The 12,332-nt window shown below is 41.4% G+C and carries 19 protein-coding genes and 2 pseudogenes; 9 read left to right on the top strand and 12 right to left on the bottom strand.

Annotation, left to right across the window (positions count from 1 at the left end; genetic code table 11):
• Window positions 1-61: 61 nt before the first annotated feature.
• A pseudogene (locus tag ABX891_RS11850) lies at window positions 62-268 on the top strand (IS110 family transposase); the annotation flags it as partial.
• A gap of 33 nt (window positions 269-301) precedes the next feature.
• On the opposite strand, the gene ABX891_RS11855 reads toward ABX891_RS11850, so the two are convergent.
• From ABX891_RS11855 to ABX891_RS11910, 12 genes are all read right to left on the bottom strand, one after another.
• A complete protein-coding gene (locus ABX891_RS11855) occupies window positions 302-679 on the bottom strand; it encodes a hypothetical protein (RefSeq protein ID WP_354629584.1) in 378 nt (125 codons plus the stop codon).
• 488 nt (window positions 680-1,167) lie between these two features.
• On the bottom strand, window positions 1,168-1,728 hold the full coding sequence (locus tag ABX891_RS11860; RefSeq protein WP_354629585.1) for a hypothetical protein: 561 nt from the start codon (window positions 1,726-1,728) through the stop codon (window positions 1,168-1,170).
• Between the two features lies 1 nt (window position 1,729).
• Window positions 1,730-1,924 (bottom strand): hypothetical protein, encoded by a 195-nt coding sequence (locus ABX891_RS11865; protein WP_354629586.1) that lies wholly within the window; start codon window positions 1,922-1,924, stop codon window positions 1,730-1,732.
• Window positions 1,917-2,357 (bottom strand): hypothetical protein, encoded by a 441-nt coding sequence (locus ABX891_RS11870; RefSeq protein ID WP_354629587.1) that lies wholly within the window; start codon window positions 2,355-2,357, stop codon window positions 1,917-1,919. Before ABX891_RS11870 ends, ABX891_RS11865 begins: the two co-directional genes overlap by 8 nt.
• Window positions 2,354-2,656, bottom strand: a complete 303-nt coding sequence (locus tag ABX891_RS11875; protein ID WP_354629588.1) for a DUF1364 domain-containing protein — start codon at window positions 2,654-2,656, stop codon at window positions 2,354-2,356. The genes ABX891_RS11870 and ABX891_RS11875 overlap by 4 nt, the downstream gene beginning before the upstream one ends.
• Window positions 2,643-3,095 carry a recombination protein NinB gene (locus ABX891_RS11880; RefSeq protein WP_354629589.1) on the bottom strand — a complete coding sequence of 151 codons (453 nt, stop codon included), beginning with the start codon at window positions 3,093-3,095 and terminating at the stop codon, window positions 2,643-2,645. The genes ABX891_RS11875 and ABX891_RS11880 overlap by 14 nt, the downstream gene beginning before the upstream one ends.
• Window positions 3,095-3,433, bottom strand: a complete 339-nt coding sequence (locus tag ABX891_RS11885; RefSeq protein ID WP_354629590.1) for a hypothetical protein — start codon at window positions 3,431-3,433, stop codon at window positions 3,095-3,097. Before ABX891_RS11885 ends, ABX891_RS11880 begins: the two co-directional genes overlap by 1 nt.
• Window positions 3,434-3,442: 9 nt before the next feature.
• Window positions 3,443-3,874, bottom strand: coding sequence for a hypothetical protein (locus ABX891_RS11890; RefSeq protein WP_354629591.1), 432 nt, complete (start codon window positions 3,872-3,874; stop codon window positions 3,443-3,445).
• 3 nt (window positions 3,875-3,877) lie between these two features.
• Entirely contained in the window at window positions 3,878-4,447 is a 570-nt protein-coding gene (locus ABX891_RS11895; protein ID WP_290192437.1) for a hypothetical protein, read from the bottom strand.
• Window positions 4,447-5,358 carry a replication protein gene (locus tag ABX891_RS11900; protein ID WP_354629592.1) on the bottom strand — a complete coding sequence of 304 codons (912 nt, stop codon included), beginning with the start codon at window positions 5,356-5,358 and terminating at the stop codon, window positions 4,447-4,449. The genes ABX891_RS11895 and ABX891_RS11900 overlap by 1 nt, the downstream gene beginning before the upstream one ends.
• Before the next feature lie 59 nt (window positions 5,359-5,417).
• Window positions 5,418-5,636, bottom strand: coding sequence for a TraR/DksA C4-type zinc finger protein (locus tag ABX891_RS11905; RefSeq protein WP_354629593.1), 219 nt, complete (start codon window positions 5,634-5,636; stop codon window positions 5,418-5,420).
• A complete protein-coding gene (locus ABX891_RS11910) occupies window positions 5,636-6,172 on the bottom strand; it encodes a phage regulatory CII family protein (protein WP_354629594.1) in 537 nt (178 codons plus the stop codon). Before ABX891_RS11910 ends, ABX891_RS11905 begins: the two co-directional genes overlap by 1 nt.
• 312 nt (window positions 6,173-6,484) lie before the next feature.
• Between ABX891_RS11910 and ABX891_RS11915 the strand changes: the two genes are divergently transcribed.
• The 8 genes and pseudogenes from ABX891_RS11915 to rdgC form a co-directional block, all read left to right on the top strand.
• Window positions 6,485-7,162: a LexA family protein gene (locus ABX891_RS11915; protein ID WP_354629595.1), complete on the top strand. Its 678-nt coding sequence runs from the start codon at window positions 6,485-6,487 to the stop codon at window positions 7,160-7,162.
• 6 nt (window positions 7,163-7,168) lie between these two features.
• Window positions 7,169-7,615: a hypothetical protein gene (locus ABX891_RS11920; RefSeq protein WP_354629596.1), complete on the top strand. Its 447-nt coding sequence runs from the start codon at window positions 7,169-7,171 to the stop codon at window positions 7,613-7,615.
• A 151-nt stretch (window positions 7,616-7,766) separates the two neighbouring features.
• Window positions 7,767-8,060 (top strand): hypothetical protein, encoded by a 294-nt coding sequence (locus ABX891_RS11925; protein ID WP_354629597.1) that lies wholly within the window; start codon window positions 7,767-7,769, stop codon window positions 8,058-8,060.
• 4 nt (window positions 8,061-8,064) lie between these two features.
• Window positions 8,065-9,003: a Rad52/Rad22 family DNA repair protein gene (locus ABX891_RS11930; RefSeq protein WP_354629598.1), complete on the top strand. Its 939-nt coding sequence runs from the start codon at window positions 8,065-8,067 to the stop codon at window positions 9,001-9,003.
• Between the two features lie 3 nt (window positions 9,004-9,006).
• Complete coding sequence (locus ABX891_RS11935; protein ID WP_354629599.1) at window positions 9,007-10,230, top strand: hypothetical protein; 1,224 nt, start codon at window positions 9,007-9,009, stop codon at window positions 10,228-10,230.
• A gap of 58 nt (window positions 10,231-10,288) precedes the next feature.
• On the top strand, window positions 10,289-10,528 hold the full coding sequence (locus tag ABX891_RS11940) for a DUF1317 family protein (protein WP_354629600.1): 240 nt from the start codon (window positions 10,289-10,291) through the stop codon (window positions 10,526-10,528).
• A 9-nt stretch (window positions 10,529-10,537) separates the two neighbouring features.
• Window positions 10,538-11,296, top strand: coding sequence for a hypothetical protein (locus ABX891_RS11945; protein WP_354629601.1), 759 nt, complete (start codon window positions 10,538-10,540; stop codon window positions 11,294-11,296).
• Window positions 11,297-11,447: 151 nt separating this feature from the next.
• Window positions 11,448-12,332 (top strand): annotated as a pseudogene (rdgC, locus tag ABX891_RS11950) (recombination-associated protein RdgC); the annotation flags it as partial.

The following is a 12,332-nucleotide window of genomic DNA, read 5'->3' on the forward strand; positions in this document are numbered from 1 at the left end:
ATACAGTTGCCATTACGTATTTACTTTCATTTTGTCTACATAACTCAGCTTCTTCCGTGATTCATTTTGGGCAAAAGCATATTATCGGCAGCAAGAAGCATAAGGAAAACCTCATAATACCATCATCAGATCATTGGCATTTAAGTGGATACGAATCCTATTTAGGTGCTGAAAAACACATACGTCCTACGATGAATCGACTTACTTAACCGCATTGAAAAGTAAAGGATCACCGCTGTTAAAATTTGCGGTGGAAAATGAGCTTTAGCGCTTGCTGTCCACCTAAGGACGTGTTGTTAAATTATGCTTTATGCGTTGGGAGTGCAATTGGCACTGAAAAACTTAAACGACTCGCTGTATTATCGGAATTCGTATCCGTTTTATCTTTGCCCAGTTTAATACCCACCACATTTACACCAATCCCCTCTTTCCCATCTTTTTTCGTAGTAGTAGAAACTGACATATCAAAACTAATCATATGAACAGGTCTTAAATAGTTCGGATCAGGATCATCACGAGGGGTCGTCATATAACCGATTAAATTGTCTTTAGCATTTTTTTCAATTAAGACTCTTCTTGGATTTACAATTGTACCTATTTCATTTAAATCGTCATTACACTCAACAATTGCCTCAGAAATATCTTTAATTGCCTCTTTAATAAAATCTTTGAGTTCCATATTACTCCAAAGTAATTTAACAACTTTATCAGAGGACACTTTCCCCATTTTACCGCGAAAACGTCCTTATTTTGTGAACTTACATTAATAACAAACAGTTTAAGTTATTGCCAGTTATAAATATTATGCTTTCTGTAGTTTATATAAACATGTAAAAAAGAGAAAAGTATCCTCTCAGTCTTACTTAGCTAATGGCAATTAACTATAAATGACCAGTTCTCGCTCATAGCTGCCTGGGTAACCCCAAAAAATTAATGAAACCCAAACTTATTCATCAAATGAACAAGAAAACAGATTTAAGCGACTCCAACTTAAAGCTGCGCATTATACGTATTTAATCGCTCATATGCGTAGCAAGTATAGTTAATTTTTTATTATTATAAAAATATCAACAACTTAGGAGTGCGCACATTGCGCACTTTAATTTGCGGAAATACTCTTAGTACGCAATGTTTAGATTAGAACTAACTCCAACCAAATACCTTACACTAAGCAACGTCCTCCATTTTTACGCGTATATTCTTAAATATATCGCTTTCCCAGCAGGCTATTAAACGCAGTAGCTCTTTCGTAATGTCATCATGGCTATCAGTGTAGCTTTTATGCCCGATACCTATAATCTTGCATCTACTGCGGGTTGATACTGTCTTTCTGCCCCGGCCATGGCATTTAATACATATTTCAGCGTTTAGGTTATTCGCCTTTTGCCCTGGCACTAAACCACTACCATCACACTCACCACATACAGGTTGCACAAATTCATGTATCGCAGCCATTACTATACCGTTTAGTGTTTCCGGTTTAACTTTGTAATGCTTTATCTTTACGAATAACGTTATGTGCATAGTAAGCGAGCGTACAACACGGTTAAGTCGCGTTTCTTCACCCACATAGCGAAAGTAAGCCCAATTAGTTTGGCAAGATGGCAAACCTGCTAAAGCATGGGCTGCCGTTCGCCAATCAATAACATCTTGTCCACTTCCACCAAATGTACCAGTGAGGTTAAGCGTTTTAGTTGTAAGCTTTGCAAGTAGCTTAATTGGTTGCATATTATCTCACTCCCATGCGTTTAAATATAGCGGTAACTTCGCTGTGAGCCTTAAAATCTGCGGGTTTAGCAAGTAAACCTTCAAGCGCTAAACACGGCCAAGATAAGTCGTAAGTTTCAATCCCGCCCCGCTTTAGCATCCACCCATAAACATGCTGTGCGTGAGTCATTCTTAGTTGTAGCGGTTTATCATCCATAAAGCGCCACCAAAGCGGCATCGCGCTTATCTTCGTTACTTCTGCCCTTCCAACCTGTAATTTGGTTGAAATACTTATCGCTTTTTTTAGCTTCTCGCTTTACCGGGCCTTTTAGTGGTGTAATCAGTTTTACTTGATAGCCCTGGCTTTCTAATACTTGCTGAATTAGTGAGCCTGTCGCTTTACACTTACCTACGTCCTGGCATATCTTTTCGCGTACAGCGCGGCTGTTTTGAACCTTCTTACCAAAAAGAGGCTTTATAGCGCTTGGGTTCTCTAATTTTATTAAAATATTCTCTTTTGGCCCTGCTGCGGCTATGTATTCAAACATATCGACAAAGCTTAGCGACTCAAGGTGAATGATTGTTTTGCCCTGGACAACAGCAACACCGCTTTTTACAAAGTCGGGATCAATGCCTATCGTTAAATTCATTTAGCCACCTGTATCAATTCTTGCTCTAGTAAAAGCTTTTGCGTTCTAACCATGGCTTCATAGGCATAGAGCCGGTTTATTCTTGGATCCCCTATTCGCACTCTGCCATCAATTACATCGTGACACGCTGAGCATGCGTAAGTTGCGTGAATATCATCACACTTCTGGCCCATACCTGAGCCTTTGCCAACGTGTGCAAGTATTACGGTTTCAGGGTTGCGGTTGCATACGCCAGGTATACGCACTTGGCATTGCTGGCCGCGTGCACTATTTCTTATTTTTTTACTAATGACTGACATTATTTGTCTCCCCGTACATAGCCAAGTGATATAAATCGTCCGGCTGTGGTAGTAAAAGCTCTAAATATTCAGCGCAGTATTGCTCTAACCAATTTAGATACTCGCAAAACTCTTTTGTGCTTAGCTTGCGCGTTCGCTTGCGCACGATAATTGGTTCCTCGTTGCCGGCTTGAATAACTTTTACACCAAACTTTCTACGCACAAATACTTCGTGTACGTCCTCTGAGCTATTTTCTTGCCCGTAGTGCTCACGAAAATAATCAGCAATTATCTGGTTCCACATCCAAAGCAGTCTGTTTTGAGCTAAAGAGCGCTTAGCTTTATGCTCTTTAAACTCAATGACAACGTTTTTGCCTTGCTTTAAAAGCGCCCTTACCGCCTGCCCTATTTGAGGCATGAAGTATTGGGCGTTAGTAGTGGTTACTACTTTCTTTGCCATTACGCGGCCTTATCTGCTTTTTTAGCTGGTTCGGCCTTTGTCTCGCTCTCTTGTGCTGCTACTGCTTCTTTTTGAGCTTGCACTAATTCTTTTTGAGCTTGCACTAAAATGTGTGCGCCAATTGATATAAGCGCATCACGCACTTGACGGTCTAAGCAATTTTTTTCAGCTAATACAGCGGCGGACTTAGTTAAGCTGGCAAATGCTGCATCATGGTTTACCGCTGCGCCGTCCTTAATCGCTTTTGATGCCTGCGCTTTTGAGTTTGAGATAAACCCATCACAAAAAACCTCGCCGGCTGGTGATAACTGAGTAAGTGTGCTTTTTTTGATAGTCATAATTAGCTCCTAAGCTGTTTTTCTTGCATTGTTGAATGTTTTTTCTAGCTGCTCGTTAAGTGAGAAACCTTGATTAGCCGGCACCTTCTTTGATGTGAAGTTGCCAGGGCTCGCTTTAACGTCTTGCATACGATTAGCCGCTTGCCTGTTTTGGCTGTGCGACTTGTTACGCTGTGCATGTTTGTTTTTTGCGGCCTCTTTTTGGTCCTTGATGTACTGCGGTACGCTATCAACTCCACACGCTTTAGCTGCTTTTGCCATTGCGCGATTAGCTTCTGCTGTTGCAAAGCCTAATTGCTTTGGTGTCGGGTTTTTAATTCCCTGTAAAGCTGCGGCCTTTGCTTGCTTCGCATCTGCCAGGGCCGATTGATAGTGAACACCTAAAATTTCTTTTAGCGCTCTAATAAATTCTTTTTGATCTTGCTCGTATGATTTAGCCATGAATTAACCCACATACTTCAAGTAAGCCGGTGGCTCGTTAAACTCGATTTTTAGCGGTATCGGACTTAACTCATTCTTGCCGTACTTATCAGCAAGTTTTGTATATCGGTCCTTAGCCATCTTTTGCCATGAGCTATCCGCTAGCGTTGCGCGAGCTGCTGCGATTTGCTGGTTAAGCCAATAAACTAAAGGCTCCGACCATTCTTTATCCTTGCCGTAATTTTTAATGCGCTGCTCGTTCATTTCAGCAATACACTGTTCTAGTGTTGGCATTCCGCGTGCCTGCAAGCATAAAATTTTAAATTCGATAGGATTTGGTGCGTGTCGTTCCGTTGCTGATCTTAATCGGGCAGCATCAAGCGCCATGCGAACGTGCTTAGCAACAATCCCCATACCGTAAAGCTGGCTAGCGTACTCATTTGCAAATAACGCTAGGTTACCGCGCCAATTAAAATCGCTGTTTGGGTAGTAAGCTTTAAGTCCTGGTAACACTTCGTCACCAATGATTTTAATAAGCACGCTGTTTGCTTGTGGCTTATCGCCATGCTGGATTGTTGGTAACTGGTTATTCATCACAACACCTCGTCGTCATGTGGTGAAGGAATGTGAGAAAGTGAGTCCTGCAAGTAAGCCAGCTGATCGCCAATGTTGTTTGATTGACGTTGGTCAGTGTTTGAATATTGAGTTTGGTTCGCGTTAGCTATCCAAGAATATTTAAAACCCTGCCAGTTTCGCGTTATGCACTCGGATAAACACTCATCGACACTGAGCCCGTTTTGAAAAGCAATTTGAAACTGAGCCCCAAAGTTGTTAATCACGGTTTGACTAACGCTCGCTTTTTTGGATTTACGCATAGCAATCCAGTCATCAAAAATTTGATTGCTAGGCATGGCTGGCCAAGTAGAAAAATCTAAAGATTCAAGCAGACTTTTTTTGTTTATTTTTTTTATATTATCTTTTGTATTAGTTTTTTTTCTTATGTGGCAGTCATTTTCGACTAGTTTTTTAGTCGTTTTTGACGAGTTAGCTAGTCGTTTTTGACTAGTTTTAGGGGTATTTTTAACTAGTCGTTTTTGACTAGTTTTTAGTTGTTTTTGACTAGTTCCTATTTCCTGCCACTCACTAACAACAGGGTTAATTCCAGTGTTTTTGCCATCACGAAATAACACTTTTTTAGCAATTAAACCTTTAATTATTTTCCCGATATTTGTGCTGTCAATTCCGGTCAAGTTGCTAATTTGCGTATTCGTGATCCAGTCATTTTTTTTCTGCCAGCGGTACGTTTTACTGATCACAGCAAATACAATTTGATACTCGCGTGCGCTTAGCTTTACCGGTGGATTTGCAAGTGTGTCAGTTAGCTTTTGGGCTAGCCTGTCATAACCTTGCTCAATATCTGCTTTCACATAACCACCTGTGTCATGTTGATTAATTTCGTCCCCTCGTTTATCAGGGAACTTGTAAACTTCTGCTAAATTGTTCATAATTATCTCGCTAAATTGAAACCCGCTATCGTGCCTCCTAAGCTGATGCGGGTTTTGTTTTACCTGCGAGTTGCGTAGTTTCTACTACGTAACTCGCGCATTTCTGCACAACCAATACATAAATTGGTCTTAATAGCCTTTCTACGGGCCTCTTGAATTTCATTACCGCATTCAATGCAATCATCTGTCGGAGTAACTTCCGGCTGCTTTAAGTTGGCAATCAAGCGTGACTCTGCTTGTTCTATTTCTAATTGCGCTACGTCTGCGTGATCAGCCATTACGAAGCAACCTTTAAATTTGTTTTTGCAGGGCTGTTTGGTGGGTTTGTGGATGGGCCAGGGCGAACCATTTGCTCAAGCTCTGCTGTTACATGCAAAATAGACACAATCGCCTCAAGCGCTTTGCTCTGTATATCGTTAAATTCCGACTGTTCAATAATGCCGTCCTCTCTAGCCAGTCGAATTGCCTTGCAATAACCGCCGCTAGCTTCGCCAACTTTCAAAACCTGATCGGCAAACTCTTCTTCTGAAAGTCCTACGTCCGGCAGGTCAATAATTGTTTTGCCAAGGCTGTAAGCCCACGCATTTAAAACTCGGTGATCATTTGTTACATCACCAATCGCAACCGCCTGCTGCAAATTAAGGTGGTGCGAGTCACAGTTGTCGTTTAGCTTGTTGATTAGTATTTTTTCACCAACACCAATCTTGCGAGCAATATCAGATATATTGTGATCGCTTACATAGCTAGCTGCCGCCGCCATTGGGCAACGGGTACTTGGTGAGCTTTTGCACGTACTATTTTTAGATAAAAGCATTTATAGTTTTCCTATGCTGCGGTTTGTTGTTCGGTTGGGTAGCAAGAGTAGTCAACCTTTAGCTTCCCTTTGGTCTCCTTCTCAAGCTCTAATGCGCGGCCATAAGGAAGGAAGCCAGCTTTAAACCACTTGCTAATTGTTGCTTTGTTTGCTGGAAATCTGAAAGCCTCGCCTAGTGCTTTGCGATCTCCGTTGAAATAGTCGATAGCGTCACACGTTCTCATATTGGGAACCTTATACATTAATAGTTTCCAAAAGTGTACGCCTTGCTCGCTGCTTATGTCAACCAAAAGAAACCAAAATAAGACTATTATGTTTACTTATATAAACTCAGAAATAAAAAATATGTCATTTGAAGATCGACTCAACAACCAAATGAAAAAATGCGGCATAAAAGCGGCTGATATTCATAGGCGGTTAGGAATAACTAAAAGCACTGTTAGTAAATGGGTGAACGGGCTAAACACGCCAAAAGGTCAGAACGCAGTTAAACTTGCTGCTTTTTTGCGCTGCAATGTTTCCTGGTTAATTGAAGGGAAAGGATCACCGGAAAAAAATATTGAATTGGAATTAGGTCCAGACCTAAGAGGCAAAGCGCCCCTTATATCATGGGTTCAGGCTGGCAAGTGGAAAGAAATTGATGTGAGCATGATTAGGGAAAATCTAGGTACGACTTACTACCAGCACACGGCAAATGTAAGCGAAAATTCTTTTGCGCTGCGTGTAAAAGGCGACAGCATGACCAGTAGCAGCGGTGGCAAATCTATACCGGAAGGGTCCGTTATCATTGTTGATCCGAATCTCCAAGCTGAACATGGTAAAGTGGTTGTCGCTATGCTTGACGACAGCGAAGAAGCGACACTAAAGCAGCTTGTTATAGACGGCGGATCTAAATACTTAAAGCCTTTCAATTCTAGCTATCCGACAATGCCTATCAACGGAAACTGCACAATAGTCGGCGTTGTTAAGCAAGTGATACAGGACTTTTGAGGCTTAATGATGAAAGATAAAATATTTGTAGGCATAGCCGCTCCTCTTGCCAGTTCGCTAATTATAAACAACTTCAACCTAAACTCTATTGAGGCGGCGACCGCTTGGCTTGGCTCCTCTTTTGCAATGGTGGCTACCCCAATTTTAGTGGCCTCATTACCCCTAATATTTAAGAGTAAATTTAACTATCATCTATTCCAAAACTTAAGTTTATTTATATCTTTTGTCATCTTGTCAGGCCATGCCTTAAGCGAAAGAGATAAGCTTGAAGCAGTGAATGATAAATACAATAAGATGATCATGCAGCAGCTGGATGAGCCTGCTAACAATTGCGAGGCGCGTAATCTTAGTGGCTTGGCACTAAAATCATTAGAACAGTGCGTAACCGGTGATTTGAGCGAGAAAGAAAGAGAGCTTTTAGAAGAAGCTTTAAAAAGAAATATAATTAAATAACCTACCTTAAAGCCTAACAAAAATACACAGCGCCACACAAAGGCGCTTTTTTTTCACCTCAAAGTTAACTTTAAGAAACTTTTTTGTTGACCTTTCGGTTTCCTTGTGTAAACTTGCTTGAAAGTTTCCAAAAGAAAACATTGAGGCAAGAATGGATAACAATTCTCAAATACCTAGTCGATTATCACTTGAAGTAAAAACGCTTATAGCAACGCTTACGGCTGAATCATTCAACTTTAGAAGTCGCGTGCATGTAAACGTTGTTACTAATGCAAATGACCCATCTATTAGTGTTTTTATTTATGTTGACGGCAAGTGTGAAAAGTCTTTCTTAACAATGCTTAACGAAGAAAATGCGGCAACAGAATTAAAAAAAGTGCTTGATGCGACAAGAGAAAGCAAGCGCATAGGCACTTACACCCTACCTACTCTACTAGCGAGCTAGACCAATGAGCAACGCAAAAACATCAGCAGAGATCCAACGCTTATTAGCCGACCCATTTGAAGCGCACGATATTGAATGGCGCGTTCAACAAAGTGGCGTATCTGGCAAGAGTAAGCCTTGGGTAATGGTTATCCCTTACATCACTAACCGCGCCATTCAACAACGCTTAGACGATGTTGTCGGCATTGATGGATGGAAAAACGAATATAAAGAAGCCGCGGGCGGCAAAGGCTACTTGTGTGGTTTAAGTGTTCGCTTTGGCGATAACTGGATCACTAAATGGGACGGTTCAGAGTATTCGCAAATTGAATCGTTAAAAGGTGCTTTATCTGGCGCTATGAAGCGTACAGCGGTGCAATTTGGCATTGGTCGCTACCTTTACTCACTTGACACCGAGTTTGCAACATGTGCACCGGTTGAAAGCCGATTTGTAGCTAACGGCGAGTTTATCAACATACCGCTTAATAAGAGCAATAAAAACGGCCCTCGCATGAGTGCAGAGTGGTTCCCGCCTGAATTACCTGATTGGGCGCTACCTAAAGCTAAGTTTGATAAGTACCTAGATGCTATCGAGCAAGCAACCAGCTTATTAACACTGCGCGAACATTACGAGCAGGCTTATAAATTTGCCGCTGTCGTTAATCGCATTGATATACGCGATAAAGCAATTGAAATAAAAGATCGCAAAAAAGCAGAGCTTGAAGCTAAAGAGCAAGAAAACACCTTGAACGAAAACAAGAAGTTTCACGCCTGGCTTAATCAATCTATCAAAGATCGCATTGTAACTGCGGAAAACGAATCAGTATTAAATTTGAACCATAAGCACTTATTACAAGAGCTAAAAGGTCATTGTCGAGCAACCAAAGTAGATAGCAGTAACTTTGTAGCTCAAGTCAACCAAGCGCATACAGAGGCGCTAAACAAACTTAAAAACGGAGTATAGAAAATGACTGTCAATAAAATTGAAAAAGAAGTTAACGGCGAATTAGTTGAGTTAGTTGAATCAACTCAAATTATACCGTTTGTTTTTTCTGAAAGCGTAACAGAAACCACGCTTAAAGATTTACGCAAGCAGTACCCACGTAAGTTAAAGCTTGATATGAGCAATGATGATGACTTTAAAGAAGCGCGCAAAATCAGAACTGAGCGCAACAAAATTACAAAAGCGATAGACGAGAAGCGTAAGGCTTATTGCGCCGAAGTTAAAGAGTATGCCGACAAGCTGATCGGTGACATTGATAAAATTTACACTCCTTACATTGAAGCGTTTGAAACAGAAGATAAACGCCGCAAAGAAGAAGCCGCACGCATCGCAAAAGAGCGTGAAGTATTTTTAAATAAGCAGCGTGAAGAAATAGCGCAAATGAGCAGCTTTGTTGACCAATGCAAAAATCAAGGTTCACAGTTTATTGCTGACACAATCGAGGCCGTTGATCTTGTTGATACCGAAGCGTTCGACAAAGAGCTTATTCACGAAGCTATCGACACCAAGAAAAACATTATTGAAGCGCTTAACAGCATGTATCAAGCGGCTAAAGCAGCAGAAGCGGTAGCAGCAGAGCGCGAGCAGTTACGCATTCAGCAAGAAGCCATTGCACAGCAAGAGCGCTTACAAAAGCAAGCGCAAGAAATTGGCGAACGCATTAACAACCTTCGCAATGATCCAATGAATTACTTCGATAAATCTAGCGCAGAGATAGCCGCTCGCATTGAGAAGTTAGACCAGTTCACGCCTACCAATGAAAAATTTGGTAATCGCCTTGATGAAGTTATTCAAGTGTTAGCTCAAGTTATTCAACAGCTAAAAATGATGCACCAACAAAAGATACAACTTGAGTCTGTAGCCGTCACTGCAGCGCCAGAGCCGCAAGCTCAAGTAAGCCAAGAACCGGTTGAGCAAAGCGCACCTATTGAACAGCAAGAGCATGAAGCGCTAACCGAAGTAAACCGCATGTTAGACCAAGACGAGCCTTTGCTTGGCAATGAGTTTAAGTCAGCAGTGTTTGAAAATACAAGCGCGCCTACAGGTTATACGCCTCTTTCATTATGGCCTAGCAGCCAGGACCGCGCAGACAATGACGAGCTAGACCGTGTTTGTGACCAATTAGACATAGCAGAAAGCTACATCGAAGTATTAGAGCAGCGCTTAAACAAAGCGCACGCAGCATAAGTTTCCAACTCCGACCGAGCAAGCGCCTACGGGCGCAGCTCTTTTAACCGAGGTTTATATGAAAGATTCAAGAGCTCCACAATTAAGAATGGTCGAGCATTTACGCTGTGATGATATTCAGTTTGGCCTAGCCATCGTTAAAGCGTCTAAGCTCCAGGGCTCAGAAGGCTGGACGTTGCCTGGCTGTAAATTCACTCGCAATAGAATTGAAGCCTATAACGTGTGTAAAAAGATACACAACATAATTGAAGCCGCCGGCGGTATCCCATTAGTAGCAAAAGTTAAGCGCGCAGCGTAAGGATTTAAAATGAGCAACAACGAAGAAAAAGTATTTGAACCAACAATCGATCCAAGCAGCACAACAGTTCAAGAAATGTTTGGCCGTATTTTAAATGAAAAAATTCAAGCTGGTGCGCTAGAAGTGGCAATAAGCAAAAAGGTCGATTCGCTTATCGAAGATACTGCAGAAAATGTTTTTCGTAGCTACAGCGATTTAGGCAAGGCGCTAAAAGAAAAAATGACCAAGGCAATTATGCCGCAAATTGAAAGTTTAGACGACTTGCCAACTTATCACGACTTTGTTTTAAACCGCCTGAAAACTGCGGCGCAAGGATTCTACGACTCACGTTTAACCGAGGTGCTAGATAAAGAGCTTGCAGAAATATTAGCCGAAGTGCCAGAAAAAATAACGCTTTCTTACATTGTTGATTCGCTAGTTAAAGAAGCGCAAGAGGATAACGAGCCAGAAGGTGAGATAACGCTAATTATAGAAGAAGATTCATATTCCAATAGTAGCCGTTGGTTATCAGTCTACATAGATAAAGAAGCAGACAAGGAAAAGTATAACTGCGCCTTTGACTTGCATCTAAGTAAAGGCGAGGAAACGGGCAAGTACGAAATTTTGAGCATTAAAGTTGATGATAAAAAGGCTGGCGAGTCATTAGCTATGGGCCGCTTATATAACATGGAAAAAATACTTTTCAATGTGTACGCAATGAAAGGTCAGATAGAGCTAGACCAAGGGCTTGATGCTGACGATTACGAAACACGTTGGGATCACTATTAATGATGCACGACTACATGGCAATAAACGGAAACAGCTCAAGCGCACAGGAAAAGCAGAAGCGCAGAGATTTTATAAAGATGGTAGCAGCAAACAGCGTTCGCGTTTTAGTGGTTGCCATCATCGTTTTAATAACAACTAAGTAGGTTTTTATATGTTTTTCACAAATCTAGTAATTTACAAATTCAAGCAAGATGCTGAATTTAAATGCGAAGAATTTAACAAAGCGCTTGAGCAAGATACTTTTCGTCATTGCGGACAGCAAGAGTTATCAACTTTTGGTTGGACTAAAGCGTTTGGCAAACATGGCGAGTCACTAGCGCATTTTTCTAACCGTAGAATTTTAGTTTGCGCCAAGCGTGAAGAAAAGATCCTACCAGCTTCCGTTATTAACGAAATGGTAGCTGAAAAAGTAGAGCAAATTGAGCTTGAAGAAAACCGCACAGTAAGAAAAAAAGAGCGTGACGAATTAAAAGAAAATGCCTTACACACGCTATTGCCACAGGCGTTTACTAAATCAAACTTGCAATACGCTTTCATTGATATGGATAGCGGCCTGCTAGTGATTAACAGCTCAAGCTTTAATAAAGCAGAAGAACTAGCCGCCCTACTACGCAAATCACTTGGCTCATTACCAATAACACCGGCATTTGCTAACCACGATCTAGACGTATTTTTAACAGATTGGCTTACTAACTTTAGCACCCCTAAAGGCTTTGCTATTGGCTCTGACGCAGAAATGCAACACGCAGATGATAGCGGCTCAAGTGTGAAGCTTAAAGGCCATGAGCTTGATGGTGATGAAGTTAAAACACACTTAGAGCAAGGTAAGCGAGTTACCAAGCTAGCGCTTAATTGGAGCGATAGAATTAAGTTTAACCTTCAAAACGATGGCGCTATTAAGCAAGTTAATTACTCAGACACCATCAAAGAAGAAAATGCCGACATACCTAATGAAGATATGCCTATCAAACTTGATGCTGACTTTTGTTTAGTCGCTGGCGAAATCGTTCAACTGGTTACCGAGCTTATTGATAGC

Origin of the sequence: Pseudoalteromonas sp. NCIMB 1079 (genome assembly GCF_040567695.1) — a bacterium.
Lineage (GTDB): Bacteria > Pseudomonadota > Gammaproteobacteria > Enterobacterales > Alteromonadaceae > Pseudoalteromonas > Pseudoalteromonas distincta.

Coding starts and splice junctions, on each gene's coding strand:
- ABX891_RS11915 (WP_354629595.1), top strand. CDS start 6,485: ATGTTTACTTATATAAACTCAGAAATAAAAAATATGTCATTTGAAGAT.
- ABX891_RS11905 (WP_354629593.1), bottom strand. CDS start 5,636: ATGGCTGATCACGCAGACGTAGCGCAATTAGAAATAGAACAAGCAGAG.
- ABX891_RS11935 (WP_354629599.1), top strand. CDS start 9,007: ATGACTGTCAATAAAATTGAAAAAGAAGTTAACGGCGAATTAGTTGAG.
- ABX891_RS11875 (WP_354629588.1), bottom strand. CDS start 2,656: ATGTCAGTCATTAGTAAAAAAATAAGAAATAGTGCACGCGGCCAGCAA.
- ABX891_RS11900 (WP_354629592.1), bottom strand. CDS start 5,358: ATGAACAATTTAGCAGAAGTTTACAAGTTCCCTGATAAACGAGGGGAC.
- ABX891_RS11860 (WP_354629585.1), bottom strand. CDS start 1,728: ATGCAACCAATTAAGCTACTTGCAAAGCTTACAACTAAAACGCTTAAC.
- ABX891_RS11940 (WP_354629600.1), top strand. CDS start 10,289: ATGAAAGATTCAAGAGCTCCACAATTAAGAATGGTCGAGCATTTACGC.
- ABX891_RS11880 (WP_354629589.1), bottom strand. CDS start 3,095: ATGGCAAAGAAAGTAGTAACCACTACTAACGCCCAATACTTCATGCCT.
- ABX891_RS11855 (WP_354629584.1), bottom strand. CDS start 679: ATGGAACTCAAAGATTTTATTAAAGAGGCAATTAAAGATATTTCTGAG.
- ABX891_RS11945 (WP_354629601.1), top strand. CDS start 10,538: ATGAGCAACAACGAAGAAAAAGTATTTGAACCAACAATCGATCCAAGC.
- ABX891_RS11930 (WP_354629598.1), top strand. CDS start 8,065: ATGAGCAACGCAAAAACATCAGCAGAGATCCAACGCTTATTAGCCGAC.
- ABX891_RS11925 (WP_354629597.1), top strand. CDS start 7,767: ATGGATAACAATTCTCAAATACCTAGTCGATTATCACTTGAAGTAAAA.
- ABX891_RS11920 (WP_354629596.1), top strand. CDS start 7,169: ATGATGAAAGATAAAATATTTGTAGGCATAGCCGCTCCTCTTGCCAGT.
- ABX891_RS11890 (WP_354629591.1), bottom strand. CDS start 3,874: ATGGCTAAATCATACGAGCAAGATCAAAAAGAATTTATTAGAGCGCTA.
- ABX891_RS11910 (WP_354629594.1), bottom strand. CDS start 6,172: ATGCTTTTATCTAAAAATAGTACGTGCAAAAGCTCACCAAGTACCCGT.
- ABX891_RS11870 (WP_354629587.1), bottom strand. CDS start 2,357: ATGAATTTAACGATAGGCATTGATCCCGACTTTGTAAAAAGCGGTGTT.
- ABX891_RS11885 (WP_354629590.1), bottom strand. CDS start 3,433: ATGACTATCAAAAAAAGCACACTTACTCAGTTATCACCAGCCGGCGAG.
- ABX891_RS11895 (WP_290192437.1), bottom strand. CDS start 4,447: ATGAATAACCAGTTACCAACAATCCAGCATGGCGATAAGCCACAAGCA.
- ABX891_RS11865 (WP_354629586.1), bottom strand. CDS start 1,924: ATGGATGATAAACCGCTACAACTAAGAATGACTCACGCACAGCATGTT.